Origin of the sequence: Stappia sediminis (genome assembly GCF_009826895.1) — a bacterium.
In the GTDB taxonomy this organism is placed as follows: Bacteria; Pseudomonadota; Alphaproteobacteria; order Rhizobiales; family Stappiaceae; genus Hongsoonwoonella; species Hongsoonwoonella sediminis.
Map to the genome: position 1 here is coordinate 121,645 of NZ_WUMV01000007.1, position 26,874 is coordinate 148,518.

Genomic DNA, 26,874 nt, shown 5'->3' on the forward strand with positions numbered 1-26,874 from the left:
GCTCAAACGGCCTCCGGCAGGCGACACACCAGGAACGCCGTTTCCATGTCGCCGATGCCCTTGACCATCATCACCCCTCGCTCCTCGAAGGAAAAACAGCCGCCCGCAACATCGCAGAACGCTCGCGTGACATGGATGCGCCCGGGAAGTCCGTGCGATTCCATGCGCGCGGCGACATTCACCGCATCGCCCCAGATGTCGAACGAATAGCGGCGCTGGCCGATAACGCCGGCGATCGCCGGGCCTATGTGCAGCCCGCAGCGCAAAGCAAGCCCTGACGGCCCGAGCGGCGGCTGGTTGTCGATCTCATCCATCATGGCGATGGCGAAGGAGGCGATGCGCCGGGCAGCCTCCTCCCCCGTTTCGCCGTAAAGCCCGGCGGCTGCCATATAGGCATCGCCAATCGTCTTGATCTTTTCCACGCCATGTTCGACGGCAAGCTTGTCGAACGCGCGCACCAGCCGGTCGAGACCTTTTACGACATCCTCCGGCGGAAGTTCGCGAGCGGCCGGAGTGAAGCCGACGATATCGCTGAACAGGACCGCGACCGTCTCGCGCCGGTCGGCGATCGTGCGGCCCGGCTCGCGTTTCAGCCGCTCCGCGACGCGTTCCGGCATGATGGTGGTCAGAAGTGTTTCGGCACGCTCATGCTCGGCCTCCAGCGCCTTTTCCGCCTTCCTGAGCGCAGACAGCGCATAGGTCATCAACAGGCAGTAGACGATGGTGACGTTGACCGCGATCTGACCAGACAGAAGTTCATGAAACTCGGAATCATCAGCCATCACCGGCCCGTAATGGGGGGCAAAGTTGATCGAGACGATCAAAAGGGCGAACACCAGCACGAAGAGGGAGACCACCCAGCGCCAGCGGTGAACGCCGAGCAGCAGCACCCCGCCACCCGCAAGCGCATAATAGAAATGCGCCCCGCCTTCGAGCCCGATCGACCAGATGACGAAGAGATTGCCTATCGCCGCGACGATAGCGAACCAGAACGCGCCGACATTCTCCCCCAGACGGTAAAGCGCGGGCGTCAAGCTGAAGAGTGCCATCATCACGAAGCCGTAGACGATGATCGGCATCAAGCCTTCCGCGTCGTAGAAGCAGTTTTGAAGACTGTGGGTGAAATTCGCGACGAACATCATCGCCACGCCGATATTCGTGAAGCGCTCGCGCTGGCGCACTTCAGGGTCCTGCGAGACGATGCCAAGATCAAGCGCACTGTCGATCCATGCGGGCAGCCGGAAACGCACCCTCGGGAATTTACGGGCCAACATCTTTCTTATCCCGGATCAAGAGCATGAAAGGATCGTAACACGCGGCGAGCAAATTCCGTTACGGCATGAAAAATCGAAGTTTAATCAGGAAACGCGATGGTTTAGTCGACAATGATTGATTGGATGCGCGGTGACGAACATGGCATTCAAAGCCCGCCCCATTTCGATCAACCAACCGGATCACCTTCCATGACGATCTCGCGCAGCACGGCGGGAAGCATCTCCAGCGACGACTTTTCCATGTCGCCGGCGGATTTCGGGCTTTATGGAGCAACGGTGCTGGTGTGGGGCGTCTCCTGGTATGCGGTAAAGCTGCAGGCGGGACCGGTTTCGCCGGAGGTCTCCGTCTTCTGGCGCTTCGTGCTTGCCGCCTGCATCATGATGGGTTGGGCATGGGCGAAGGGGGCAAGGCTCGCCTTTCCGCTCTCCGATCATTTGCGTTTCGCGGCCCTCGGCGGGTTTATCTTTTCCACCAACTTCGTGCTCTTCTACTACGGCTCGCACTACGTACCGTCCGGCCTGCTTTCCGTGGTTTTCTCGCTGGCCTCTATCTTCAACATGCTTCTGGGCTTCATGATTTTCGGCCAGAAGATCAGCAGGCGCGTGCTTATCGGCGGGCTGCTGGGCTTCGCCGGTATCGCGCTCATGTTCCGGCCGCAGATCTTCGCCGGAGGTCCAGCCGGTTTCGACAGCGGCGCGCTGACAGGACTTGCTTTCTGCGTGGGCGGGACGCTTTCCTTCTGCCTCGGCAACATGGTTTCCGCCGCAAACCAGCGCAAAGGCATCTCCGTGCTTTCCGCCAACGCCTGGGGCATGGTCTACGGGGCTGCACTTCTGGGAACATTCGCGTATCTGAAGGGCGAGAGCTTCGCCATCGAATGGACGCCGACCTATATCGGCGCGCTCGTTTATCTCGCGATCTTCGCCACCATCGTCGCGTTTGCCTGCTATCTGACGCTGCTTGGGCGTATCGGCTCGGCGCGCGCGGGCTACGCCACCGTCATGTTCCCGGTCGTGGCGCTGCTCGTTTCAACCGCCCTGGAAGACTTCCACTGGAGCCCGGACGTTCTGGCCGGGCTCGCCGCGGTGCTCATCGGCAATATCTTCGTCCTGCGAGCAGGGCGCCGCTAGAGCGCTTTCCACGAAAGCGGGATCGCTTTCGTGACAAGAATTCGCTCCAGGATCAATGGTTTGAGCATATCCTTTTCGCTAAATCCGACTCAGATTTCGCGGGATATGCTCTAGCGGCATCTTATTCGGCAGCGGCCAACTGATAGGACACGTTGCCGATCGACGCGTGAATGTGATCGCACAGCGCATCGTGTACCGGGTCGGTCGCATGAGTTGCACGCAGGATATTGATCTCGCAAGGCGGCAGCTGCGGCAGGCCGTCGGCCTCGCCCAAGATGCGCAGGCCCGGGCGGATGGCGCTTTCCGGCAATACGGCGATGGCAAGGCCAGCCTGCACCGCGCTCGTCAGGGCGGAAGCGCTGGACGAAGTATAGGCTATGCAATACGGCCGGTTGGCGCGGTCAAGCGACGCCACCGCCTGCGCGCGCCAGGAGCAGGTCGTCGGCCCCAGCGCGAGCCGCAACGTGTCTTCGCAATGCAGGCAACGATCCGACGCGGTCACCCAATGCAACGGCTCGCGGCGGAACACCTCACCCTGCAGGGGCACGCAATCGCCGGAGGTGACGATCGCGATATCGAGTTCGCCCTGTTCGACGAGCTGGGCCGTGACGACCGAAGCCTGACACTGGACGGCAATCTCGATCGACGGGTTGAGCCGCGAGAAGGCGGCCAAAACCTGCGGCAGAAGCCGCTCCGCGTAATCGTCCGGCAGGCCGAACTTCACACGGCCGACCATGGTCGGTTCGGTGAACGCCTTGAAGGTATCGTCGTTCAGCCGGATCATGCGCTGCGCGAATTCAACCAGCCTGTGGCCATCCTCCGTCAGACGCGACTGGCGCCCGTCCTTCACGAAGATCGGCCGGTCTATCCGCTCTTCGAGGCGGCGCATCTGCATGGATACGGCGGATTGCGTCTTGTGAACCGCATCCGCGGCCTTGGTGAAACTGCCGAGTTCCGCAATCGCCAGGAAGGTCCTCAACTGGTCGATATCGAGTGCATGCGCCATCGAATTTCCCCGGTCCATTCAGAAGTGTGATCGAACTGTTTTGCAAACCTATCACCAATCTCGATGGTTTTCCATTCAAATCATTCGTTTGATGAATTGATGGGGGAATGGCATATACGCTTCAACATCTGAAACGAAGCCGGACCAAACTTTCCGGCATAGGCAACGGACAGGCAAAACGCCTGTTTTCCGAACGGGAGACCCGTGCCATGACATTGATACAGTACCCCGTCAGACGGACCGTCAAGTCATCCGTCCTCATGCTCGCCGCCGATGGCGCCGCCGCACTCGGCAGGTTTGCCGCGCACATGTGGAACGCCCATCGCAACCGCCGCCAGATCTCCAGGCTGCTTGAGATGGACGACCATATGCTCGCCGATATCGGCGTGTCGCGCACCGACATCCAGAGCGCCTTGATGGGCGACGTCTTCGAAGACCCCTCAAGCCGGCTTGCGGCCATGCGCGGCGGGCGCCGCTTCAATGCGCTCTCCCGCCGCAAGGGTGTGAAGACGTCCTGATTTCCTGCAACTGCAGCCCTGTCGGCCCCTCGCCGACACACCTTGCCCGCCCCGGCTTCCGGGGCGGGTTTTTTATGTGTCGGTCTGATTGGCAGATTTGTCGAACAGACGCTCGAAAGCCTTGATCTGCGTTTCCTGGATATTACGGCCGAGGTCGAGCCAGGCCTCCGCGATATTCTCGTCGGAAGGCGCTTCAGGCGCCGCTTCCTGAGGCGGAGCGTCCTCCGTTTGCGAATTTTCCGCCTCCGGCTCGCCCTGTTCCGGCTCAGCCGGCTCCTCTTGCGGTGGCGCGGGCATGAACGCGCGCATGTAACCATCCCAGAAGGACTGCATCGCCTCGGCATATGGCGCGAGATAATCCTCCGGCTTCGGAGCGGGTTTGGGCCGACCGCGGGCATAACCCGCAAGGAAGGCATCCAGCATGTCGCGCATTGGCCCTGCCGTGAACTGCCGCGCCAGATTGCCGAGCGTGAGGGTCGCAACCACCGGCATCATTGTCTCGACACCCTGACGGCCAAGGCCCGTCGCGTTCGTGATCTGCTCAATGATGCGGGCCTGAACATCCGCCGGGCCGAAGAAGAGCGCAAGCGGCTCACCAGCGAAAGCGTCGGGACGCGACAAGGCCCAAGCGCCCCCCGGCCCCGGCATCATCGCCATGAGGCTCTCCAACCCTGCGGGCGACGACGCATTTTGCCGAAGCCCGGCAAGGGCGGCGGACATCAGGTTTTCCGACGCCTTGAGGAGGTCCTGGTTCGACCAGCCGAATTGCTCGCGCATATGTTCGGCAAGCGCCTGCGGGTCGTAGCTTTGAGGAAATCCGAACGCGTCCGACATGAATGTCCGTCCTTCAAGAGTGGACGCCAATCATCGCCTTTGCCGCGTCGCGGGTCAAACGGCATGCCTTGACGGGCAAGGGAAAATTCTTGCCCGACGACCGATTTCAATACGCATATTCGCGGAAGACGCGGGTGACATCTCCACCCCAGGCGCCGTGATAGCGCTCCAGCATCTGGTCCGCAGGCGACATTCCGGTCGCAACGGTTTCCTCGACAGCGGCAAGATGGGTTCGCTCGTCCTCGCCGGCATCGTTGAGGCGGGCGCGCCGCTTCAGCCCCTCGCCGGCAAGCGCGACCATTTCGCGCGCGACATCGCGCACCGTCCCCGCCCGGAAAGGCGTCTGAAGCGCATGACGGGGAACGCCGTCGCGAAGCCCCTCCCGCTCTTCGAGCGTCCAGTCCTTGACGAGCTGCCAAGCCTGATCGAGCACGCCGTCATCATAGAGAAGACCGACCCAAAGCGCGGGCAGTGCGCAAATGCGCCGCCACGGCCCGCCATCCGCCCCGCGCATTTCGAGGTAGCGCTTCAGCCGGACGTCAGGGAATACGGTCGACAGATGATTGTCCCAATCGCCCAGCGTCGGATGCGGGTCGGGAATCCGCCCTTCCAGCGCACCGTTCATGAACTGGCGGAAAGTGACATCCGTCGCATCGAAATAGGTATCGCCGCGCTTGACGAAATACATCGGCACATCGACCGCCCATTCGACATAGGCTTCGAAGCCGAAACCCTCGTCGAAGGCGAACGGCAGCATTCCCGAACGGTCGGCATCCGTATCGCGCCAGATCTCCGCGCGAAACGATTTGAACCCGTTGGGCTTTCCGTCGGTGAAGGGCGAATTGGCGAAGATTGCGGTGGCGACCGGCTGAAGCGCAAGGCCGACGCGCATCTTGCGCGCCATGTCCGCTTCCGACGCAAAGTCGAGATTCACCTGAATCGTCGACGTGCGGTACATCATGTCGAGGCCGAGGCTGCCGACCTTGGGCATGTAGCGCGTCATGATCTGATAGCGCGATTTCGGCATGACCGGCATGTCTTCGCGCGCCCATGTCGGAGCCATGCCAAGACCGAGGAAGCCGACGCCGAGCGGTTCCGCCACTTCGCGGACCTGGGCAAGGTGGCTGTTGGTTTCGCGGCAGGTCTGGTGGAGATTGTCGAGCGGCGCGCCCGAAAGCTCGAACTGGCCGCCGGGTTCGATGGAAATCGCACCGCCGCCAACCGGATCGGCAAGGCCGATGATGAGCCCGTTGTCGGAAATGCGCTCCCAGCCAAGCAGGGTCTCCATGCCTTCAAGCACGGCCTTCACGCCATTTTCGCCTTCATAGGGAATGGGGCTCAGGTCGGAGAAGTTGAAACCGAATTTCTCATGTTCCGTCCCGATGCGGAAACGGTCGGCCGGCTTGCAGCCAGCCTCCAGCGTCGCGGCGAGCGCGGGTATCCCCTCGATCGGGGTGGAATCGACAGTATCGCGAGCCATCCGGAAATCCCTAACGTATGTTGGCCGGCAACATACTCACCCCGTCCCCCAGGCACAAACCTGAATTTGCACGCTCGCGGTTCGTTTCAGTTACTTTTCAGTACCAGTCGCCGAGCGCCGCCTGAACGACCGCAAGTGCGGCGACGGCCGCCGTATCGGCGCGCAGGACCCTGGGGCCCAGAGGAAGCGGCGTAACGAAGTCAAACGCACGCAGGCTCTCCCGCTCGCCTTGCGAAAAACCGCCTTCCGGACCGACAAGCACGGCGAGCGGCCCGCGCTCGACCTTGCTCAACACGGCCAACGGATTATGCGTTTCCTCGCCTTCGTCGCAAAAGAGAATTCGCCGGCCTGCATCCGTTTGCGCCCAGCCTTCCAGCAGGCCTGCAAGGGATGTCGGTTCGAGGACTTCGGGCACCGCGATGACGCCGCATTGCTCGCACGCCTCGATGACGTTGGCTTCCATCCGCTCCAGATTGATGCGCGAGCTTTGAGTGTGCTGCGTCAGTACCGGACGAAGACGCCCCGCCCCCATCTCCACCGCCTTTTGCACCATATAATCGAGGCGGGCATGCTTCAGCGGCGCGAATAGATAATCGATATCGGGTGCCGGCGCCTGCTCGCGCGTCTGCTCGACGAGCGCGATCCGGCAGGACTTGCGGCTTTCCACCTCAAGCTCCGCAAGCCATTCCCCGTCGCTTCCATTGAAGACCAGAATCCGGTCGCCCGAGGTCATCCGCATGACGTTGACGAGATAATTCGTCTGCGCCTTGTCCGCCTCGATCCGAGCACCGTGCGCAAGGATCTGCCGAAGGAAAAGACGCTGCATTCTGAAGTTCGATCTTGGCATGGGACCACCTTAACGAAATCGATTCCTCATTCCCACCTGTCGATATCCAAAGGTGTGGACCTTGACCTTGAACGCCGGCTCATGTCCCTTGATCAGGCGAAATGCGATCCGCCACAGCGTTTTCGAGAAAGCCATTGTCCGACACAACCAACGTCGCCGAATTTTCCGTTTCCGAAATTTCCTTCGCCATCAAGCGCACGATGGAGGACACCTTCGGCTATGTACGGGTACGCGGCGAGCTGGGCCGAATTTCGAGGCCCGGCTCCGGCCATGTTTATCTCGACCTCAAGGACGACAAGGCGGTGCTGGCCGGCGTGATCTGGCGCGGCGTGGCAAGCCGACTGAAAATCCAGCCCGAACAAGGCCTTGAAGTGATTGCGACCGGCAAGATCACGACCTTTCCCGGCCAGTCGAAATACCAGCTCGTAATCGAATCCCTGGAACCTGCCGGTGTCGGCGCGCTGATGGCGCTTCTGGAGGAACGGAAGAAAAAGCTCGCCGCCGAAGGGCTGTTCGACGAGGCGCGCAAGCAGCTTCTGCCGCGCCTGCCGCGCACGATCGGCGTCGTGACCTCCCCCACCGGAGCGGTCATCCGCGACATCCTGCACCGAATCACCGACCGCTATCCGCTGCACGTTCTGGTCTGGCCCGTCAGGGTGCAGGGCGAAACCTGCGGGGCGGAAGTGGCGAACGGCATTCGCGGCTTTAACGCCCTTAGTCCAGATGGCCCGATCCCCCGGCCCGACGTTCTGATCGTCGCGCGAGGCGGCGGCAGCATCGAAGACCTCTGGGGCTTCAACGAAGAGGAGGTCGTGCGCGCGGCGGCCGCTTCCGACATTCCGCTGATTTCGGCGGTCGGCCATGAAACCGACTGGACGCTGATCGATCTGGCAGCCGACGTGCGCGCACCGACGCCGACAGGGGCCGCGGAAATCGCGGTTCCGGTCAAGGCGGAACTTCTGAACGCGATCGACGATCTCTCTCGCCGCCTCGGCTCCGGCCTCGTCAGACTCCTGAGCAGCCGGCGAACGGAATTGCGCGCGGCAAGCGCCGCCCTGCCCGCCCCGCGCGATCTGCTTGCGCTTCCCCGCCAGCGGCTCGACACCTATTCGGAGCGCCTGCAACCGGCGCTGCGCGCCACCCTGCGCGACCGGCGCGCACGCCTGGACACGGCCAACGCCCGCCTTTCGCCGGCGACGCTGCAGCGCACGATGCGCTACTCGGCGGAACGGATCGAAGTGCTTTCGGCAAGAAGCCTGCGCGCGCTCGCCGTCATCACCGACAAACGCCGGCACCGCTTCGAGGCGACCGCCCAGCGCCTGTCACCCCAGCGCCTGAGCGAACGGGCCGGGCTTTCGCGCGAAAAGCTGGAGGGACTTGCGTCACGCTTCGAGCGGGCCTTTGCCGAACGCGCCAAGGCGGATCGCGCGCGGCTCAATGCCGTCGACAAGCTGCTGGAATCGCTCTCGTACCGAAACGTTCTGCAACGCGGCTTCGCGCTCGTGCGCGACGATACGGGCGCGCCTGTCAGATCGGCCCAAGGCATTGCGGCAGGTGCGGTGATCGATATCGAATTCGGCGACGAAAGCCACCTCACCGCCGTTACAGGCAGTACACCGGCAGGCGGCGGAACGGCGTCGAAAAAGGCCCGCACCGCAAAGTCTTCCGCCGAACCGAAAAAGCAAGGCACCCTTTTTTAGGGTCTGATTGCGGGATCGGTGGAGCACTGCGCAAGGCATGCGGGGAATTCCATCCAATTATAAATTCAAAAATATAAATGTTATTATGTTATAGTTCCGCACCGCCCCAACGGGCGGCGAACGGGAGGAAATCCATGAGACCAATCACCGTATATTTCGCAGCCATTCTGGCTGGGCTTGCACTATTTGTTTCCGGGCCAGTCGTCGCCGGCGAAGGAGTGCATCGGCTTGCGCTTCAGATCAGCGACAACGACCCGCAAAAGATGAACACCGTTCTCAACGTGGCTGCGAATGTGGCGCGGCACTACTCGGGAAACGGCGAGGAGGTGGAAATAAGGATCGTCGCCTTCAACCAGGGCCTTCACATGCTCAGATCCGACACATCTCCGGTTAAGGAGCGTCTTGCCGGCTTTGCCAAGAGCATGCCCAACGTCACTTTCAACGCATGCGGAAATACGATTGCGGGAATGACGAAGAAGGAAGGAAAGGAGCCACCGCTGGTGGAAAATGCAGAGACCGTTCCCGCCGGCGTCGTGACCCTCATGGAGCTTAACGAGGCGGGCTGGACGATCGTTAGGCCTTGAGCCCGAAGCCCGAAGCTCGAAATGTTTGCGGCGAGCCATTGGAAAACGGCTCGCCGCATCGTTTTTTACACCGTTTGCCGGCCCTACATCACCGACGGCAGCCAGGTCACGATCGCCGGGAAGGCGACAAGGCCCGCGATGGTCAGTCCGTCCGCCACGAAGAACGGCATGCAGCCCCGGAAAACCTCCTGCACCGGGATATCCGGCCTGACACCGGCAACCACGAAGCAGTTCAGGCCTATCGGCGGGGTGATCAGACAAAGCTCCGCCATCTTGACCACCAGGATGCCGAACCAGATCGCGCAAAGCTCGCCCGACATGCCGAACGAACTGTCCGCCGCCGATACGAATTCGCCACCATTAAGTGCCATGACCGCCGGATAGACCACGGGCAAGGTCAGCACCAGCATGCCGATGGCATCTATGAACATACCGAGCACGGCATAGGCGCACAGGATGATGACGAGCGTCATCCACGGGCTGAACTCGAGCGCTACGATAAACTCCTTGAAGGCTTCCGGCAGGCCGGCGAAACCCAAAAAGCGGACGTAGACCAGCACGCCCCAGATGAGCGTGAAGATCATCACCGTAAGCTTCGCCGTCTCGTGCAGCGCCTGGCCGAGCTGGCGCCCGCGCATGCCGTTGACGATTGCCGTGACGAGCACCACGAAAGCACCGAGCGCACCGGCTTCCGTCGGCGTGGCGATGCCGTAGTAAAGCGAGCCGAAGATAATGGCGACGACGCTGACGATCGGCAGCGTGCCGGGCACCGAGGCGAACCGCTGGCCCCAGGTAAATCCGTGCACCGGCGGGGCATCACCGCGCCAGGCCGACATGCCGATGATGATGATCACGTAGATGAACGCGGAAAAGATGCCCGGCAGGAAGCCCGCGATCAGGAGCTTGGCGACCGACTGCTCGACCAGAATGGCGTAAATCACAAGGATCGCCGAAGGCGGAATGAGCGAGGCGAGCGTGCCGCCCGCCGCGACAACCGCCGAAGACAGCCGCTTTGAATACCCTACCGCAAGCATTTCCGGGATCGCGACCCGGGAGAAGACCGCGGCCGTGGCAACGCTTGCGCCGGAAACGGCGGCAAAACCCGCGGTCGCAAATACGGTACCCACCGCCATGCCGCCCGGCAGCCAGCCGAGCCAGCGCTTCGCCGCTTCGAAAAGCTGGCGCGTAAAGCCGGCGTAAAAGGCGAGAAAGCCAATGAGGATGAATGTCGGCAGGACCGACAGCGAATAGGTAACCGACTTCGAATGGGGAACCGTTCCCGCCATCTTGAGCGCGGTTATTACCCCCTTTTCAAAGCCGAGGCGCATGGAAAATATGGCAATGAGCCCAACCATGCCGACGAGAGCGGCGGCAAAGGCGACGCGCATGCCGATGACGACTAGAACGAGCAGGACGCCCGTCATGATCAAACCGATGTCAAAAGGCGTCATCAGGCTTTCTCCCCTCGCCCGAATTCCGCCGGGTCTTCTCCGAAAGCTTCCTCGATTTCATGCTTGGCCGTCTCCGCAACATCATGGATCACGGGTACGGCGATCGGCTCCGCATCGGGATTTCGCACCAGACGCCAGTAACCGTAGATCTGAAGCACCAGCCGCAACCACAGAAGCGAAAGCGCGACGGGGACGACCAGCTTCGACGGCCATGTCGGCAGGCCGATGTCGATGGTGCTGTCGCCAAGCAGCCACGAGCGCTGGAAGTGGAACCAGGAACCGTAGACGAGGCCGGTGATGACAAGCCAGATGAGGACGACGCCGACAAACTCCGCAATCCAGAGCGTCCGGCCCTTGAGCTGGCCAAGCACGATTTCCATGCGGATGTGGTCGCCGACACGCTGGCAGTAGGCAATGCCGCCGAAGGCGAAAACGGCCATCGCCTGTTCGGTGATGTCGATAAAGCCCGGGACGGGCCAATTGAAGGCCGTACGCCCGACGACCTGCACGACGGCAAGCAGCATCAGCACCAGGATGCTGGCGGCGGCGATCAGATTGAACAGATTTTCGATAACGCCGAGAGCGCCGTCGAACCGGATATAGGTACGCGGCTGCTCGCTCGAGGCGGGCCCAGCGTTCATGATGTGCTCCTGTCTAGAGCGCTTTCCACGAATACGGCTGCGTAATCGTGAAACAGGAAATCGCTCACAGTCGATATGCCCTACGCCACCGGATCACGGACCGCAGGAGAAAAGACCGATCCCATGTTGGCAAACCGCCCCGGTCGAGAGTGTCGGCCGGGGCGGTGCGTCATGCGGATCGATGGACCGTCAGTTAAGCTTGGACTGCACCATGTCGAGCAGTTCCTGAGCGGGAATGCCCTTGGCGCTCATTTCCTTGACCCACTCGTCCCAAAGCGGCTTGCCGGCCTTTTCCTTGAAGGCGTCGATTTCCGACTGCTCGAATGTGATTTGCTCGATCTTCATCTCGTCAAGCGTCGGATACCACTTGTCATAGACCTTCTTGTAGGTCGCGAGGTAGTGGGCGATCGCCTCGTCGACGGAGGAATCGAGCGCTTCCTTGTAGTTGTCGGGCAACGCGGCATAGGCGTCCTGGTTGATCACGACCGGGCAGTTCACCGTGCCGGGATTGAGGTTCGTCGTCCACCAGCTGCCAGCTTCCACCGTCTTGAACGCCAGATGCGCATGCGGAGCGAAGGACGCGGCACGCACGGTACCGGAATCGATCGCCTGGAAGGTCTCGGAAGCCGTCACGGTCGTCGGAACGGCGCCGATCGTCTCCATCGCCTTGCCCACGCCGCCAAGCGCGCGAACACGCATGCCCTCGAAGTCGGACACGGATTTCGGAGCATCGCCCTTGCCCACGAAGTTGTACTGCGGCATGGGCGAGGACATCAGGAGTTTCGCGTTCCAGCGCGCAAGGTCCTTCTGGACGGCGGGATGAGAATAGATCTCCTTGTCGAGCGCGACCTGGGTCTCAAGATCCGGCACGCCGAGGAAGGGAAGCTCAAGCACCGTTAGCGTCGGGTTCTTGTCGGCATGATAGGACGCGCAGAACTGCGCCATCTCGAATGCGCCGATGGAAATGCCATCAAGGTTCTCGCGCGACTTGGAAAGCGCTTCGCCGTAGGAAAGGTTCAGCTTGAAGCCGCCATCGGTCTTCTGGTCGACGAGCTCGGCCAGCTTTTCGATATGCTCGGTGAAAGCACGACGCTTGCCCCACAGCGACACGTTCCAGGTAACGTCCTGGGCAAAGGTTTCGGCGGCGAAGCCGAACGTCAGCGCGAGTGCTGTCGCCGACGTGATAAGTGCGCGGTTGAGTTTCATTCGGTCCTCCCGATTTTTGTCTCTTTTGCTGCCTTTACACGAAGATCGCCGCGCCCGAATGATTGCTGGTCCCGCCACGGCGATCCGTGGACGCACATTTACATGGTAAAAACGACATATCCAGAGGGTGAACGCAATCTCAGCGAAATTCCTCAAGCTTTTCAGGCTGCGACTAGCCGCGTGGAGAAATGGTCAAAGCCTCGCGGTCTCCATTATTCGCCGTACAAGGACCGGAATACGCTGAGGCAAGAGCCACGCGCGTGCCCGAACGGGCACATGGGAGGACAAACCATGCAATTTTTGCTGAACGAGGAACAAATCCTCATTCAGGACACCGCGAGAAGACTTGCCGGTGACCGTATCGCCCCGCTCGCCGAACATCTGGACCGGGGCGAAGGCCGCGACGAGTTTCTGGCAAACCTGAAACTTCTCGCCGAAAACGGCTTCATGGCGCTGAACGTCGGCGCCGGCTACGGCGGAACGGAAGCGGGAACAGTCGCCTTCGCGCTCGCCATCGAGGAAGTGGGCCGGGCCTGCGCCTCGACGGGGGTGACAATGTCCGTCACCAACATGGTGGCCGAAGTCATTCAGGCGGTGGGCTCCGAGGAACAGCGCGCGGCCTATCTGCCGAAAATCGCCGACGGCACCTATCCGGCAGCCGCCTTCTGTCTGACCGAATCGGGAGCTGGCTCCGACCCGTCCTCAATGCGCACGAAAGCCGTGCGGGACGGCAATCACTACGTCCTCAACGGCTCGAAGCTCTATATCACCTCCGCTGAATACGCCGGCATTTTCGTCGTCTGGGCGGTGACCGATCCGGATGCGCCCAGGGGCAAGGGGATTTCCTGCTTTCTCGTCGAGGGCGACACGCCGGGACTGGTCATCGGCAAGGCGGAAAAGAAGATGGGCCAGACAGGCTCCGTCACCAACGAAGTGCATTTTCAGGATTGCCGCATCCCCGCAACGCAAATGATGGGCGAGGCAAACGATGGCTTCCGAATTGCCGTCGGCGAACTTGCGGGAGGGCGCATCGGCATCGCCGCGCTTGCGCTCGGCATTTCGCGCGCGGCGATGGAAGCGGCGAAGGCCTACGTCAAGGAGCGGAAGCAGTTCGGAAAGGCGATCGCCGATATGCAGGGCATCCAATGGATGATCGCCGACCGGGAAACCGAGCTGGAAGCCGCCCGCCTCCTGATCCTGCAAGCAGCGCATCTGAAGGAAAGCGGCAAGCCTTTCGCACGCGAAGCTTCCATGGCGAAGCTCTTTTCCAGCGAAGCCGCCCAGCGCGCCACATACACCGCGCTGCAGCTTCACGGAGGAGCAGGCTACATCCGCGAATATCCGCTGGAACGATACGCTCGAGATGCCCGCATCACGACCATCTACGAAGGAACTTCCGAGATTCAACGGCTGATCATCGCCCGGGAAGTACTTAAAGAGATATGAGCCGTGACATATCCCTATTTTCGCTAAGAAAATTCGATTCTGCCCTTGCGTCCGATTGACGAGGGTCAAAGAATGATCGCCCATGGACGGGTACTCTCGCAACGACATTCCGGGCCCGCGAGGCTCGGGCCCATTAAAGGAGGGACGTTGTTATGGCGATCAAGGATATTTTGACTGTTGTCGACCTGAACGGGAAACAGGCAGCGCCGAAGCTAGCGCTCGATCTGGCGAGCCGCACGGGCGCCCATGTGACCGGGCTTTCGATAGCCTTCGAGCCGGTGGTGCCGGGCTTCATCGCCGCGCCCATGCCGGCCGACTATATCGAGATCGCTCGCGATTCCGCCCTGAAAGCAGCCGCAAAAGCGGGCGAGGCTTTTTCCGATCTGGCACGCAAGAACGGCGTCTCATCCGAAGTGCGCACCGCCGAAATGATCACCGGCGGAACGGCGGAGCCTGTCATCTCGCATTGCCGCTTCACGGACCTTGTCGTCATCGGCCAGGACAACCCGGACGAGCCGGAACCGATGCGCGAAACGCTGATCGAAGCGGTGCTCTTCGAATCCGGCGTGCCGGTTCTCGTCGTGCCCTACATCGGAAGCCAATTGAAGATGAAGAACGTGCTCGTCGCATGGGACGGCAGCCCGACGGCAAGCCGCGCGGTCCATGCGGCACTTCCGCTTCTGGCCATGGCAGAGAAGGTGACCGTCATGATGGTGGAAACCGGCAAGGTGTCTCACGGCCAACCGGGAGCGGATATCGCAACCTATCTCGCCCGTCACAACCTCGACGTCACCGTGGATCTGGTCCCGCGCCCGCAGACGGGCATCGCCGACGCCATTCTGAACTACGTGTCCGACCAGGGCGTCGACATGGTCGCCATGGGCGGTTACGGACATTCGCGCATGCGCGAATTCCTCTTCGGCGGCGCAACCAGGGAAATCCTTGCCGCCATGACCGTACCCATCCTGATGGCGCACTAATCAAATAACGGGATCCGGCGGCGGGTGCGCTTCGCCGCCAACTTTCCGAACAAGAACAAAATCAACGGTTTTGCGGGAGAAATGATCCAGGGTCCGTAGTCATTCCGGAGTTTCCCTCGTGACGATCCGCAATCTCGAAGGCCTGTTCGCCCCTTCATCCATTGCCGTTGTCGGCCCGAACAGATTGCCGAACAAGGCGTACAGGCTGCTGCTTTCCAGGCTCTGTTCCGGGGATTGTGCGAAACCGGTGACGATCGTCGGTTGCGGCAAGGACGTTCCGGATGGTCTACGTGCGAAACGCAAGCTCAGCGACCTGGATGAAGCGCCCGACCTCATGATCCTTGCCGGCGATCCGCAGGACGCGCCGCGGCTCGTGCTGGAAGCGGGCGGGCGCGGAACGCGCGCGGTGATAGCACTTTCGCCGGGCTTCGCGATCTGGCCGGACGATCTGGTAACGCGGACGCTTGAAGCCGCAAGAGAGCATACCGTTCGTCTGCTAGGCCCCGGCAGCCTTGGCGTCGCCGCTCCCCGGCAGGGCTTTTTCGCACATCTTGCGGCATCGGACGTGGCACGAGGCGACCTGGCGCTGATCGCGCGATCCGGCACCGTCCTCAATGCGACGCTGTCTCACGCGGCGTCGAACCGTATCGGATTTTCCGCCGTCGCATCGCTTGGCCAGCGGACCGATATCGACGTCAGCGACCTGCTCGACTGGTTCGCCCTCGACTATCGCACCCGCGCGATACTGGTTCACCTGGAAGGCATCGGCAACCCTCAGAAGTTCCTTTCCGCCGCCCGGATCGCAGCATCCTCGAAGCCGGTGATCGCCATCCGTTCGGGCAAGAGCCGAGATCGCAGGGGACAGGGCACAACGCATGCCGGAAGGCTCGCCGCACCCGATCTCGTTTTCGAGGCGGCACTTCAGCGCGCCGGCATCTTGCGGGTGGACGACCTTGGCGAGCTGTTCGACGCCGCAGAAACGGTGGAACGCCTGCGCCCGGTCGCCGGACGCCGGCTCGCAATCGTCTCGACCGGCCGCAGCCTTGCGACAATAGCGGCGGATCAACTTACGACCCGGTGCGGCGAACTGGCCGAATTGAGCGAGGAAACGAAGACCGCCTTAGCCTCCGCGGTCCGATCGGGGATGCCTGCCGACAACCCGCTGATCCTGCCGGAAGCGACATCGCCCGAAACCTTCCGCGAAGCGGTTTCGGCACTGTTGGCGGAACGGCAAAGCGACGGCGTTCTTGCACTTGCCGCCCCTTCCGCGTTTTCCTCACTAGAAGAAACCGCAGGCGCCATTGCCGCCGCCTATAATGCCGACAAACGCCCGGCCAGCCGGAAAAAAGCCCTGATCGCAACGCTTGCCGCCGGCACTCCCCTGCCGCGAATGCCGCTGGATGAGGCAGGCGTTCCCTGTTACGCAAGCGCGGCCGACGCCGTCAGAAGCTTCATGCACCTCGTGCAATATACCGAAGCCAAAACCCATTTGATGGCGGCACCGCCCAGCCTGCCGAGCGACTTCAAGCCGAATGCGGAAAAAGCGCGCGCCATTGCCGCGGGCGCGCTCGAACAAGGCCGTACATGGCTTGATCCTGCTGAAGTTTCCGCAGTTCTGGCAGCCTACGAGATTCCGCAGATCGAGACGCTCGTTACGCGCGATCTCGACGAGGTTTACGAAAATGCCCGGACGCTTCTGGAGCGTAACGGCAGGATCGCGGTCAAGATCACCTCGCCACAACTGCCCTTCAAATCCGATGTCGGGGGCGTCATCCTCGAAATCACGACGCCCCAGCAGGCGTTTTCCGCGGCAAAAGGCCTGATCGAACGCATCAGCGCAAGCCACCCCGACGCGGAAATATCCGGCATCGTCCTGCAGCCCATGCGCTCTCGTCCGCACGGAGCTGAAATATTTGCGGGAATTGCCGACGACCCGACCTTCGGCCCGATTATTCTGTTCGGTCACGGAGGCACGGCGATCGAAATCGTCGGGGATATCGCGCTGGAGCTTCCCCCGCTCGACCTCAATCTTGCCGGAGCCCTTGTCAACCGAACGCGCGTTTGCAAGCTTCTGCAAGGTTTCCGCAATCGCCCGAAGGCGGATTTTCGCGCCGTCGCACTCACCCTCGTCAAGCTTTCGCAGATCGCGGCCGACATTCCGGAAATCCGGGAGATGGACGTCAATCCGCTTCTCGCCGATGCGGATGGCGTGCTGGCCCTCGATGCGCGCATTTCCGTTGCCGAACCGGCCATCCACAAGGGACGGCAGGGCAAATCCCGCCTCGCGATCGCGCCCTATCCAAAGGAACTTGAACAAACGGTCAAGCTGAAAGACGGTTCGCCGGTCTTCATCAGACCCGTGCGCCCGGAGGATGAGGAGCTTTACCGCGAGTTCTTCGCGACGGTGGCACCCGAGGATCTGCGCCTCCGTTTCTTCGCGCCCGTCCGTGAATTCACCCACGCATTCCTCGCCCGGCTTGTACAACTGGACTATTCGCGCGCCATGGCGTTCGCGGCACTCGATCCGGAAAGCGGCGAGATGCTTGGAGCCGTTCGCCTCCACGCCGACCCCGACCACCGCACGGGTGAATATGCGATCATCGTGAGATCCAGCCTGAAAGGGCGCGGCCTCGGCTGGGTGCTGATGGAACGCATTATCAACTACGCCAGGGTGGACGGGATCGAGACCATCAAGGGCGAGGTCCTGAAGGAAAACACGACGATGCTCGACATGTGCCAGGCACTCGGCTTCACGATCCGCACCTCGCCGGACGACGACGCCATTGCCGTCGTATCACTCACGATCAGCGAAGCCGCGCGCCAGCTCTCGGGCGGAAACCGGCCAGCCTGACCGCTTATCCTGCCCGAATCTGGCTCAGCGTCCTTACCGGCGTGATCGCCTCCGGATCGAGCTTCAGATGCAGGAGCGCCGGCTTGCCGCTCTCCACCGCCCTTTCGAAGGCGGGGCCGAATTCTTCCGCCGTTTCCACCGTTTCGGCATGAGCGGAATAGGCGCGCGCGAGGCTTGCGAAATCCGGATTGACGAGCGTCGTTGCCGAGACACGGCCCGGGTAGTCACGCTCCTGATGCATGCGGATCGTGCCGTAAATGCCGTTATCGACAACGACGACGATGACGGCCGCACCTTCCTGCGCGGCGGTGCCGAATTCCTGCATCGTCATCTGCAGGCAACCGTCGCCCGCGAAAGCAACGACAGTACGCCCGGGGAACTTGAGCTTCGCGGCAACGGCCGCCGGAAGGCCATACCCCATGGAGCCGCTGGTGGGGGCAAGCTGGGTCATGAACCGGCGGAAACGGTGAAAACGGTGCACCCACGTCGCGTAATTTCCCGCGCCGTTCGTCAGGATGGCGTCCTCAGGCAGGTTGGCCTCAAGCCACTCCATGACCTCGGCCATTTGCAAATTGCCGGGGATCCTGGGCCTTGCCCCAGACCATTCGAGATAGGCCGCATGTGCGGCTTCCGCCGACCCTTCCCACGCGACCTCGCCCGGCGCATCAAGCGCTGCGAGAGCGCTGACGAACGCCGAAGGCGAAGCGTGGATCGCAAGGCTCGGGCGATAGACGCGGCCAAGTTCCTCCGCGCCCGGGTGCACATGAACGAACGTCTGGCGTGGTTCGGGAATATCCAGGAGCGTATAGGACTGGCTCGGCATTTCCGAAAGCCTGCCGCCAACGAGAAGAACCAGATCAGCGTCCTCGATGCGCGCTTTCAGCGCCGGGTTGATGCCGATGCCGACGTCACCCGCATAGTTTTGATGCAGATGATCGAACAGCATCTGCCTGCGAAAGGAACAGGCGACCGGCAGTCTGAAACGCTCGGCAAAACGCGTGAATTCGACGCATGCGGCTTCCGTCCAGCGGCTGCCGCCAAGGATGGCGATCGGGTTACTGGAGGCCTTGAGAAGCTTTTCGAGTTCGCCGATCTGCCGGGGCGAGGGATAAGTCTCGACGGGTTCGAAAGAAGCAGGGTGCGTGACGGAAGCTTCCTCGACCAGAATATCCTCCGGCAGGGCAAGGACCACCGGACCAGGCCGCCCCGACGTTGCCGTGTAGAACGCACGCTGCACCATCTCGGGCACACGGGCGGCGTCCTCGATCTCGGCCACCCACTTGGCGACGCCGCCGAACATCTGACGATAGTCGACCTCCTGAAAGGCATCTCGCCCGCGCATGCCCGTCTCGATCTGCCCGATGAAGAGGATCATCGGCGTGGAATCCTGCTGGGCGATATGGAGCCCCGCGGCAGCGTTCGTAGCGCCCGGCCCGCGCGTGACCATGCAAATGCCCGGACGCCCCGTCATCTTGCCCCAGGCCTCGGCCATGATCGCCGCCCCCCCTTCCTGCCGGCAGACCGTGACGGGCAGGTCGGCATCGTAAAGGGCGTCAAGCACCGCAAGGTAGCTCTCGCCCGGAACGCAGAACACCCGCTCCGCCCCCTGCCGTTCGAGCGCCTCAACCAGAAGCCTGCCACCTTTTTTCCTGTCGCCTGACATCATCCGTTCTTTCTCGCCCTTCGGCAGGCAAACACGTTTGCCGCAGATTGTTTCGTTATCGCCACCATATAGACATAACGAAAACGGCCGCGCAAAAGCGCGACCGTTGCCAACCTATTCCGCCCGGGAATGACTGAGCGGCGCCGATCAAGCTTTACGCTTGACCTCGATCCTGGAGGTTTTCTCCTTCGACTTCTTCGGCTTGGGAAGGCCGATCGTCAGAACCCCGTTATCGACATGCGCCGATATGCTGTCGTGTTCAGGCTCGAAAGGTAGCGTCATGGCTCGCCGGAACGCCCCGTAGGAGCGCTCGGAAACGAACCGGTTCTGCTCGCTAACATCTTTGGAAGAGCGCTTTTCGCCCTTGATGGTCAACATGCGCCCCTCGAGCGACACGTCGATATCCTTTTCCGAAACTCCCGGCACCTCCGCGGTGATTTCCAGGCCTTCATCCGTTTCCTGAACATCGATAGCGGGAAATCCGTTTCCGAATGTCGAAGACAGGGCAGGCAAGGCTTTGGAATAATCCGAAAACACCCGGTTCAGATCGCGGCCAAGAGCCGCGAACGGATCGTTCTTTTCATCCCAGAAAGACGGCAACAGCGATTTCATCGGTGATGCTCCATTCCTGTTTCACGCAGGCAGCGATATATTTGAACTCCTTCGCGCGGCCCGCTGAAGGCAATGTAACGCTTTCCGGAAAATCGGACCTTGATCCTCGTCAACCCGAAAAGATGTGCCTGCGCCATCACACGTCGTCGACCGTAACGACGACGAAAGTGTGCAGGTCGCCGTCCTCGTCCCGGATGGAAACGTATTCGCCAGGCCGGAACGCATGGCTTCCAAAGCGATATCCCGCCTCATCGTCCTCATCGCCGTCGATATCGTAGTGGAAGGCCCAGGACCCGCCGGGACGATGCATCAGATGGCCGACATCCTCGTCCTCATCGCCCCAGAAGCGGCGAACCCGGCAATGCTTGCGGTGCGTCTTCCACTCAGCCGGATCGATATGATCATCCGCATCAAGCGGGGCCAGGAACTCATACCCATGATGCGCGGATCCATTGGGGAACTCCTTCGTTCTGGCGAGGTTGAGGCGTATTTTCTTCAAGCCAAGATGCGCTGCCATTTCGGGCCTTCCTCCGCAGTGAGGTGGTTGTCGGTCTTTATTTTCTCAACCGTTTCAATGATAACAATGACGAATGTCAAACACCCGCAATCAACTGGCAAGTATTGCCGATAGAGATGATTAAGGATCAATATCTCTGCCTCAGCGACAGATTTTGCTCTTCAGCCTACGTTTTACATATTGTTCTGAAGAAACCGGAATCAAAGAATGACTCAAGCGGCGACAGCATCGGGCAAAGAAACGAACCAGGAACGTGTCATCGCATTCATGAGCGATGGGCGGACCCACGGCGGTGCGGATGTCAAAAGGATCGACACCCATGCGGCAATCGTTTTCCTCGCCGGCCAAAAGGCCTACAAACTGAAGCGGGCCGTGCGCTTCCCCTTCCTGGATTTCTCCACGCTCGAAAAACGCAAGGCGGCCTGCGACCGCGAAATCGAGCGCAACCGCCTGTTCGCACCCGATATTTATCTGGGTGTCGAGCCCGTTACCCGCGATGATAGTGGCAATCTTGCGATTTCCGGCGACGGAGAAACGATCGACTGGCTGGTCGTCATGCGCCGCTTCGACGAGATGAAGACGCTCGACCATATTGCCGACCGACATGGTATAGACGATGCGCTGGCCGATGGACTGGCCGACATCATGGTCGAAGCCCACTCGAAGGCGGAAGTGCGCGATGCGGCGAGCTGGATCATCGATCTCGGCCGATACCTCGAACAGAACGACGAAGCTTTTCGCGCCGACCCGGATCTTTTTCCGCAGCACAGAGCCGAAGCCCTTACCCTGGAAGCGCGCAAGACCTATCACCGTCTCGGCGAGTTGCTTCACGCGCGCGGACGTCAGGGAAAAGTCCGGCTCGGGCACGGCGATGCTCACCTTGGAAACATCGTCCTGATCGAGGGCAAGCCGTCGCTTTTCGACGCGGTGGAATTCGACGACACCATTGCAACCGGCGACATCCTTTACGATCTCGCCTTTCTGCTGATGGACCTTTGGGAACGCGGGGAACGCATTGCGGCCAATCGCGTTTTCAACCGCTATCTCGCGCTAGGCAGCGGTGCAACGGATTACGACGCGCTGACCGCGCTGCCCTTCTTCCTGATGATGCGCGCCGCGATCCGCGCCAAGGTGACCGCCGCCGCCCTCCCCCATCAACCCGCGGAAGGGCGGCCAGCTGCGGCCGCATCCGCCCGCCGCTATTTCGAGTGCGCGGAACGCTTCATGGAGCCGCATACGCCACGGCTTTTCGCGATTGGCGGGCTATCGGGCACCGGAAAGACAACACAGGCGCGCCTGCTCGCGCCGCTCGTAGGACATCCTCCGGGTGCGGTTCTGCTCAGGACCGATGTCTTCCGCAAGCGGCACTTGGGCCTCGGCGAAACCGAGCCCGCGCCACCGGAAGCCTATGAACCCCAGGCGCATGCGGAGATTTACGATCTCATGCTGAACGCGGCGGACCGCTGTCTTGCAGGCGGCTGCAGCGTGATCCTCGATGCGGTATTCGCCCGCGAAGAAGAGAGAGAGGCGGCAAGGCGGCTGGCGAAGGCCCTTGAATTGCCCTTTGCCGGGATCTGGCTTGAAGCCCCTCACGAAGTCAAAACATCGCGCGTCACGGCCCGCAAGGCTGACGCGTCGGACGCAAGCGCGAAGGTCGTCGCCATGCAGGAAAGCTTCGATCTAGGCCGAATGGATTGGCAACGCATCGACGCTTCGCGGAGTATTGACGAGATTCAGGAGGAGCTTGGCGAATATCTTGGCGTTCGCACCGGATGAACCTCCGCCAGCGGATTTGAACCCGGATTTCATGACAAGCCCGCTCTGAATTCCTATGATTTGCGTATTTAAGATTGAGGCCGATCGCATGGTCAGGGTTTCATCCCGTGCAATAGTCGCTGCCGCTTGCCTGATCGCAGCCGCCGTTGCACCGCTCCGAATTTCGAGCGCTCAAGAGGACGGCGCGGTAACCCTTGGCGGCGAAATTTCATCCGGCAAGGCAAGGAACGGGAATATCACGTTCCACCTCGAAATGGCGAAGGACCCGGCAAGCGCAGAACAGGTGCCATTGCTTTCGATCGTCTACCGCGGACGGCAGGTGCTGCGCCAATTCGGTTCGCCCGGCGGCTTCGGCGGACCATACGGGAGTGCCCGTTTCGCTGAAGTGGATAACTCAAACGACACGCCCGAGGTGATATTTTCAACGTTTTCCGGAGGCGCCCATTGCTGCACGCAAATGCAGGTCGCGACGAAAGCCGGGCCGATTTCCTGGACGATGGTCGACCTTGGCGCGTGGGACGGTGAAGGCCCAACGGTTTCAGACCTTGATGGCGATGGCACCGGGGAATTTTCCACGGTCGATCAGCGCTTCCTCTATGCCTTCGACTGTTACGCCTGCAGCGCTGCGCCCAAGCAAATTCTGGCGATCAGGGATGGCAGGCTCGAAGACGTTTCCCGCCAGGACCGTTTCCGCCAGGTACAGGAACGCCATCTGGCCAGGATGATCGACTGGCAACGACAGGCAGCGCAGCCGGGACAGGAGTTTTCGCCGGGCTTCTATGCCGGCTACGTGGCACAAAGTGCTCTTCTCGGCAAGGGATCGAGAGCCTGGGAGGAAATGCTTTCCGCCTACTCTCCTTCCCGGGACCCCGGTTACGAGATGTGCCGCAACCAACCCTATCCGGGACAATGCGGGCCGGACGAGAAGATGCAAGTCGGCTTTCCCGAAGCTCTAAGATCGTTCCTGAAGGCGTTCGGATACGATTTCTGATTTCGCATGCCGCCTCGATCAAAAAAGAAGCCGGCGCTCCCTCGAATTCGGGACCGCCGGCAGTTCGACCGCTCGGGAGGCTGCGTCGTAACTCTCTTGAAATCGCCTGGCATTTTTGGATCTGATGAGGTCGCCTGAGATTTGGGGCCTCTTGCCCGCACCAGCGGCCAGAAGGTGCCGCTCGCCGGCAGCGGATCAACTTGCCAGGGCTTTTACAAAATCCTGCTGGTCCTGTCGGCTTTCCCTCTTTTCATCTCGCTTGCGCAAAGGGCGGTAAGCAAGGCGGTGGTGGAATTCGCAATAGGATTTGCCACCTTCCGCGTTCTGGCTGCAAAAATGAAAATCAGGGTCGCCAGGATCGCCTATGGGCCATTTGCAGGTGTTGTGCTTCAGTTCCATCAAGGTGGAATGCGTTTCCTGCAGCGACAGGTCGCTGCCGCGTTCAAGCGCTACTGGCCCAAAGCCGAGCGAGCGCTCTGCGCGCAGCGGCCCCTCGCGATGCTGACCGGGCAGACGTGGACTTGCCTTGGCCATACTGCCTATACGGGCAAGCGAAGGCTTCGCGCGAAGGCGGCGCGGCTTCGGGCCAGAACGCGCAACCGGAGAACGTTTGGGCAAGTTCAACCTGTGCGCCTTGCCGATTATCGCATTGCGGGTAAAGCAATCCATCGTCCGAGCGATCTGACTGGCACTCAGCCCTTGCAGCCATAATTTTTTCAGGAGATCTTCACGTTCCGGCGTCCAGACCATCTGTCATTTCCCATTCGCGCAAGGCGCGTATCGAAAGCCCCCGCGTTGCCGCCCGTGATCCGACGAAATCCGATCATGAAGGCCGTCAACACTTTCCTGCCGATCGAAAACGAACCTTCCGGCGGTTCACTTCGTATCGGGCAAGGCTTTCCCGTTCCCGGACGAAACCCCTTCCGGCTTCGATCGGGCATACGCGGCGATCAATGTTCAGGTTGCAGGTGCCAGGCTCCGGCAGCTTATACGCCACCGATCGTCAAACTACGCCATGAACAAAAAGTTCGACAATTGCCTCATCTATCCGTAGTCCCCAACCACAGGTAGATCATAGTGAACAAATTCTTAAAGGGTCAATGAATAACAATTTTCAGTTTGAATTTTACTATTTATTTTCAAGAATCATGTTTTTAATTTCGCGAATAACGATATCTGAAATTTCTCTCTTAAAGTTTTTATTTACTTTATCAATCACTTGATTCGGATGCGCAATTGGAATTTCCTTTGACAATTCATAAGTCAACCGATTTTGTGATTTTTTAACAGATAATATTCCTTCTTCACACATTTTCTCAACCTTCCGGCGTACTGTGGAATAAGGTATATCGGTTTCCTCCGAGATTAAATCCAGGTCCGCCTCAAGTTCATTCGAATTGGCAATTGCTATTGTTGTGATTATCATGAGCATGCTGAATTCGTTTACTTTATATTCTTCCATGAAACGAAAAGTCAGGCTGAAGAACATCTCATAAATTCGGAGGATACTATGCGCCTCTGAAGATAACTTATGGTGATGGATGTTCATTCCGCACTCTCTCCATTGCGATCATTCGTCAATTTGAAGAAACATAAGAAATATGCAGCACTCTTCTATCAGGAAAAATCGCAATGGCTTGAACGCAGCTACCCACCCTCGAATAAGCATTTACTGCGGTAAACATGAACCGGCCAGAAATTGGCTACCAGATTCCTTACTCTTCATTGATCAGGTCGAAAATCAGCTCCATCAGCGTTTGGACCATTTCCTCCGTCAAATCCACCGCCACACCGGCCGGCGGCTCCGGGTTCCACAAGATATCCGCACCGAGCTTGAAGACCGTGCCCTTGCCCTCCCGCTCCTTCACCACGACCCCTTGATCCAGAAACGGCCGCAAACGGCGGTCCACCGTCGAACGGGAGGCGGCGAGTTTTTCGGCAAGCAATTCAGCATCCATCGGCACTGAGCCGAGATCCCCGAGCGCAATCAGTACGAGCATGGTCAGATCTACAGGATCATGCGCTCCAAAGCGCTCGCGCAACTGCAACGTTAGTTCGTAGTAGGCATTCAATAGCCGAAGCGCACGAAAGCGTGCGCTCCGGAACTCTTCCGGATTCACAGTTCCCGACAACAAATTCGCCCCCTGTTCGGGTATTTCGACGCCGCTGGCTCTTATTCACATGGCGTGCGTGGCCACCGATTCATGGGCGCAGTATTTTGTTAGCCTTTATAACTTCGCAACAAACGAGATATTTAATGGTAAATATCACCAAGCAGTAACCTAAATTTTTACATTAATTTGATTGGTAAATATTACACTTAACGAAACGTCATTAGATACATAAACGACTTGCACTTGCATTTACCAAGACTGCAAACAGTTCCGCATGAATTCTATTAATCGGAGATCGGGAGTGCATTTCACGAAAAGGAAGTCGCTTTCGCCGCCAGACACAGGCCCGGATTTTATATGGCGGAGCAAGGTCGCGCAAAAACGTCATGGATACCGTTACCTGCGATGACAGGTCACAGGCCAAATTCAAGAAACGGTAAACTTCGGGAGGATGGTACAGACGGGTGGATTCGAACCACCGACCTTCGGAGCCACAATCCGACGCTCTAACCAACTGAGCTACGTCTGCTTGCGCGAATGGCGCGGAAACTAAGCGCTAATCCCGAGGAATGCAAGAGGCTTCAACCCGCCGAATCCCGGATTCTCCACAAGGCTGACACCATACCGGAATTACCGAAGGCAAATAAAAACCCGGACCAAACGGCCCGGGTTCTTGTGTTCGAATTCGATCGACCACGAATGGCGTCAAACGGTTCAGGCTGCCTTGAAAGGCTTGAAGGACTTTTCGACCGCATCCTTCACCGGAGCGGAAAGCTCGGTGGCGAATTTGGTCGAGAATTCCTGAATGTCCTTAGCCTGGGCCGTCAGCGTCTCGAACTGGGTGCGGGCAAAGCTCGACTGCAGCTCGATAGCCTCGGCAACCGACTTGGCGCCCATCAGGTCCTTGAGGAGCTGGAAGGTCGCGTCGGAATTCGCCTTGGCAACATCCAGCGCCTTGGCGTTGAAGTCGATCGTGCCCTGACGCGTCGTCTGGAACGTGTCTTCCAGAAGATCGGTTGCTTCTTCGGCCGCGGTCTTCACCTTGGCATAGGCGTCGCGCGCCTGCTCGATGGACTTCTCGGCAAACTCGCGGGCAGCGCCCGGAATTTCCACATTCGGCATGGCGAATGCCTCGAAGTTCGGAAGCGCGGTCTTGGGCGCAGCAGACTTGGTGGACTTCGCGCGCGCCGTCTTGGAAGCGGTGGTCTGGGTGTTCTCGGTCATGATGTGATCTCCTATCGTGTCTCGTTGG

General features: G+C 60.2%; 24 protein-coding genes and 1 tRNA gene. 9 read left to right on the forward strand and 16 right to left on the reverse strand.

The window, feature by feature from the left end:
• Positions 1-2 precede the first annotated feature (2 nt).
• On the reverse strand, positions 3-1,274 hold the full coding sequence (locus GR183_RS14925) for an adenylate/guanylate cyclase domain-containing protein (protein ID WP_160776456.1): 1,272 nt from the start codon (positions 1,272-1,274) through the stop codon (positions 3-5).
• Between the two features lie 189 nt (positions 1,275-1,463).
• Between GR183_RS14925 and GR183_RS14930 the strand changes: the two genes are divergently transcribed.
• Positions 1,464-2,405 (forward strand): DMT family transporter, encoded by a 942-nt coding sequence (locus GR183_RS14930; RefSeq protein ID WP_160776457.1) that lies wholly within the window; start codon positions 1,464-1,466, stop codon positions 2,403-2,405.
• A gap of 121 nt (positions 2,406-2,526) precedes the next feature.
• Here GR183_RS14930 and GR183_RS14935 read toward each other — a convergent pair whose 3' ends face one another.
• A complete protein-coding gene (locus GR183_RS14935) occupies positions 2,527-3,411 on the reverse strand; it encodes a LysR substrate-binding domain-containing protein (RefSeq protein ID WP_160776458.1) in 885 nt (294 codons plus the stop codon).
• 209 nt (positions 3,412-3,620) lie between these two features.
• On the opposite strand from GR183_RS14935, the gene GR183_RS14940 reads away from it, so the two are divergent.
• A complete protein-coding gene (locus GR183_RS14940) occupies positions 3,621-3,929 on the forward strand; it encodes a DUF1127 domain-containing protein (RefSeq protein ID WP_160776459.1) in 309 nt (102 codons plus the stop codon).
• A 72-nt stretch (positions 3,930-4,001) separates the two neighbouring features.
• Here GR183_RS14940 and GR183_RS14945 read toward each other — a convergent pair whose 3' ends face one another.
• From GR183_RS14945 to GR183_RS14955, 3 genes are all read right to left on the reverse strand, one after another.
• A complete protein-coding gene (locus GR183_RS14945; RefSeq protein WP_160776460.1) occupies positions 4,002-4,763 on the reverse strand; it encodes a DUF937 domain-containing protein in 762 nt (253 codons plus the stop codon).
• 106 nt (positions 4,764-4,869) lie between these two features.
• On the reverse strand, positions 4,870-6,243 hold the full coding sequence (locus tag GR183_RS14950) for a glutamate--cysteine ligase (protein ID WP_160776461.1): 1,374 nt from the start codon (positions 6,241-6,243) through the stop codon (positions 4,870-4,872).
• A 97-nt stretch (positions 6,244-6,340) separates the two neighbouring features.
• Positions 6,341-7,069: a 16S rRNA (uracil(1498)-N(3))-methyltransferase gene (locus tag GR183_RS14955; protein WP_244313761.1), complete on the reverse strand. Its 729-nt coding sequence runs from the start codon at positions 7,067-7,069 to the stop codon at positions 6,341-6,343.
• Positions 7,070-7,191: 122 nt separating this feature from the next.
• Between GR183_RS14955 and xseA the strand changes: the two genes are divergently transcribed.
• Positions 7,192-8,790 carry an exodeoxyribonuclease VII large subunit gene (gene xseA / locus GR183_RS14960; protein WP_208999866.1) on the forward strand — a complete coding sequence of 533 codons (1,599 nt, stop codon included), beginning with the start codon at positions 7,192-7,194 and terminating at the stop codon, positions 8,788-8,790.
• A gap of 134 nt (positions 8,791-8,924) precedes the next feature.
• Positions 8,925-9,374, forward strand: a complete 450-nt coding sequence (locus GR183_RS14965; RefSeq protein ID WP_160776464.1) for a DsrE family protein — start codon at positions 8,925-8,927, stop codon at positions 9,372-9,374.
• Positions 9,375-9,457: 83 nt separating this feature from the next.
• On the opposite strand, the gene GR183_RS14970 is transcribed toward GR183_RS14965, so the two are convergent.
• From GR183_RS14970 to GR183_RS14980, 3 genes are all read right to left on the reverse strand, one after another.
• Positions 9,458-10,825, reverse strand: a complete 1,368-nt coding sequence (locus GR183_RS14970) for a TRAP transporter large permease (protein ID WP_160776465.1) — start codon at positions 10,823-10,825, stop codon at positions 9,458-9,460.
• Positions 10,825-11,466 carry a TRAP transporter small permease subunit gene (locus tag GR183_RS14975; protein ID WP_160776466.1) on the reverse strand — a complete coding sequence of 214 codons (642 nt, stop codon included), beginning with the start codon at positions 11,464-11,466 and terminating at the stop codon, positions 10,825-10,827. The genes GR183_RS14970 and GR183_RS14975 overlap by 1 nt, the downstream gene beginning before the upstream one ends.
• A 189-nt stretch (positions 11,467-11,655) precedes the next feature.
• A complete protein-coding gene (locus GR183_RS14980; RefSeq protein ID WP_160776467.1) occupies positions 11,656-12,672 on the reverse strand; it encodes a C4-dicarboxylate TRAP transporter substrate-binding protein in 1,017 nt (338 codons plus the stop codon).
• A gap of 291 nt (positions 12,673-12,963) precedes the next feature.
• Between GR183_RS14980 and GR183_RS14985 the strand changes: the two genes are divergently transcribed.
• The 3 genes from GR183_RS14985 (at position 12,964) to GR183_RS14995 (ending at position 17,949) form a co-directional block, all read left to right on the forward strand.
• Positions 12,964-14,118, forward strand: a complete 1,155-nt coding sequence (locus GR183_RS14985) for an acyl-CoA dehydrogenase family protein (RefSeq protein ID WP_160776468.1) — start codon at positions 12,964-12,966, stop codon at positions 14,116-14,118.
• Between the two features lie 152 nt (positions 14,119-14,270).
• A complete protein-coding gene (locus tag GR183_RS14990; protein WP_160776469.1) occupies positions 14,271-15,098 on the forward strand; it encodes a putative universal stress family protein in 828 nt (275 codons plus the stop codon).
• Between the two features lie 118 nt (positions 15,099-15,216).
• Positions 15,217-17,949, forward strand: a complete 2,733-nt coding sequence (locus GR183_RS14995; RefSeq protein WP_160776470.1) for a bifunctional acetate--CoA ligase family protein/GNAT family N-acetyltransferase — start codon at positions 15,217-15,219, stop codon at positions 17,947-17,949.
• A 4-nt stretch (positions 17,950-17,953) separates the two neighbouring features.
• Here the strand turns inward: GR183_RS14995 and GR183_RS15000 are convergent, their stop codons facing one another.
• From GR183_RS15000 to GR183_RS15010, 3 genes are all read right to left on the reverse strand, one after another.
• Complete coding sequence (locus GR183_RS15000; protein WP_160776471.1) at positions 17,954-19,612, reverse strand: thiamine pyrophosphate-binding protein; 1,659 nt, start codon at positions 19,610-19,612, stop codon at positions 17,954-17,956.
• A 147-nt stretch (positions 19,613-19,759) separates the two neighbouring features.
• Positions 19,760-20,224 carry an Hsp20/alpha crystallin family protein gene (locus tag GR183_RS15005; protein ID WP_160776472.1) on the reverse strand — a complete coding sequence of 155 codons (465 nt, stop codon included), beginning with the start codon at positions 20,222-20,224 and terminating at the stop codon, positions 19,760-19,762.
• 136 nt (positions 20,225-20,360) lie between these two features.
• Positions 20,361-20,741, reverse strand: coding sequence for a hypothetical protein (locus tag GR183_RS15010; RefSeq protein WP_160776473.1), 381 nt, complete (start codon positions 20,739-20,741; stop codon positions 20,361-20,363).
• A 207-nt stretch (positions 20,742-20,948) separates the two neighbouring features.
• On the opposite strand from GR183_RS15010, the gene GR183_RS15015 reads away from it, so the two are divergent.
• Both GR183_RS15015 and GR183_RS15020 read left to right on the forward strand, forming a co-directional pair.
• Positions 20,949-22,517 carry a bifunctional aminoglycoside phosphotransferase/ATP-binding protein gene (locus GR183_RS15015; RefSeq protein WP_160776474.1) on the forward strand — a complete coding sequence of 523 codons (1,569 nt, stop codon included), beginning with the start codon at positions 20,949-20,951 and terminating at the stop codon, positions 22,515-22,517.
• 88 nt (positions 22,518-22,605) lie between these two features.
• A complete protein-coding gene (locus GR183_RS15020) occupies positions 22,606-23,508 on the forward strand; it encodes a hypothetical protein (RefSeq protein WP_160776475.1) in 903 nt (300 codons plus the stop codon).
• 195 nt (positions 23,509-23,703) lie between these two features.
• On the opposite strand, the gene GR183_RS15025 is transcribed toward GR183_RS15020, so the two are convergent.
• The 5 genes from GR183_RS15025 to GR183_RS15045 form a co-directional block, all read right to left on the reverse strand.
• Positions 23,704-24,258: a GcrA family cell cycle regulator gene (locus GR183_RS15025; protein WP_160776476.1), complete on the reverse strand. Its 555-nt coding sequence runs from the start codon at positions 24,256-24,258 to the stop codon at positions 23,704-23,706.
• Positions 24,259-24,637: 379 nt separating this feature from the next.
• Positions 24,638-25,057 carry a hypothetical protein gene (locus GR183_RS15030; RefSeq protein ID WP_160776477.1) on the reverse strand — a complete coding sequence of 140 codons (420 nt, stop codon included), beginning with the start codon at positions 25,055-25,057 and terminating at the stop codon, positions 24,638-24,640.
• Between the two features lie 166 nt (positions 25,058-25,223).
• Positions 25,224-25,640 (reverse strand): helix-turn-helix domain-containing protein, encoded by a 417-nt coding sequence (locus tag GR183_RS15035; protein WP_160776478.1) that lies wholly within the window; start codon positions 25,638-25,640, stop codon positions 25,224-25,226.
• A gap of 434 nt (positions 25,641-26,074) precedes the next feature.
• Positions 26,075-26,151, reverse strand: a tRNA-His gene (locus tag GR183_RS15040).
• A gap of 185 nt (positions 26,152-26,336) precedes the next feature.
• Positions 26,337-26,846, reverse strand: coding sequence for a phasin (locus tag GR183_RS15045; RefSeq protein ID WP_160776479.1), 510 nt, complete (start codon positions 26,844-26,846; stop codon positions 26,337-26,339).
• Between the last annotated feature and the right edge of the window lie 28 nt (positions 26,847-26,874).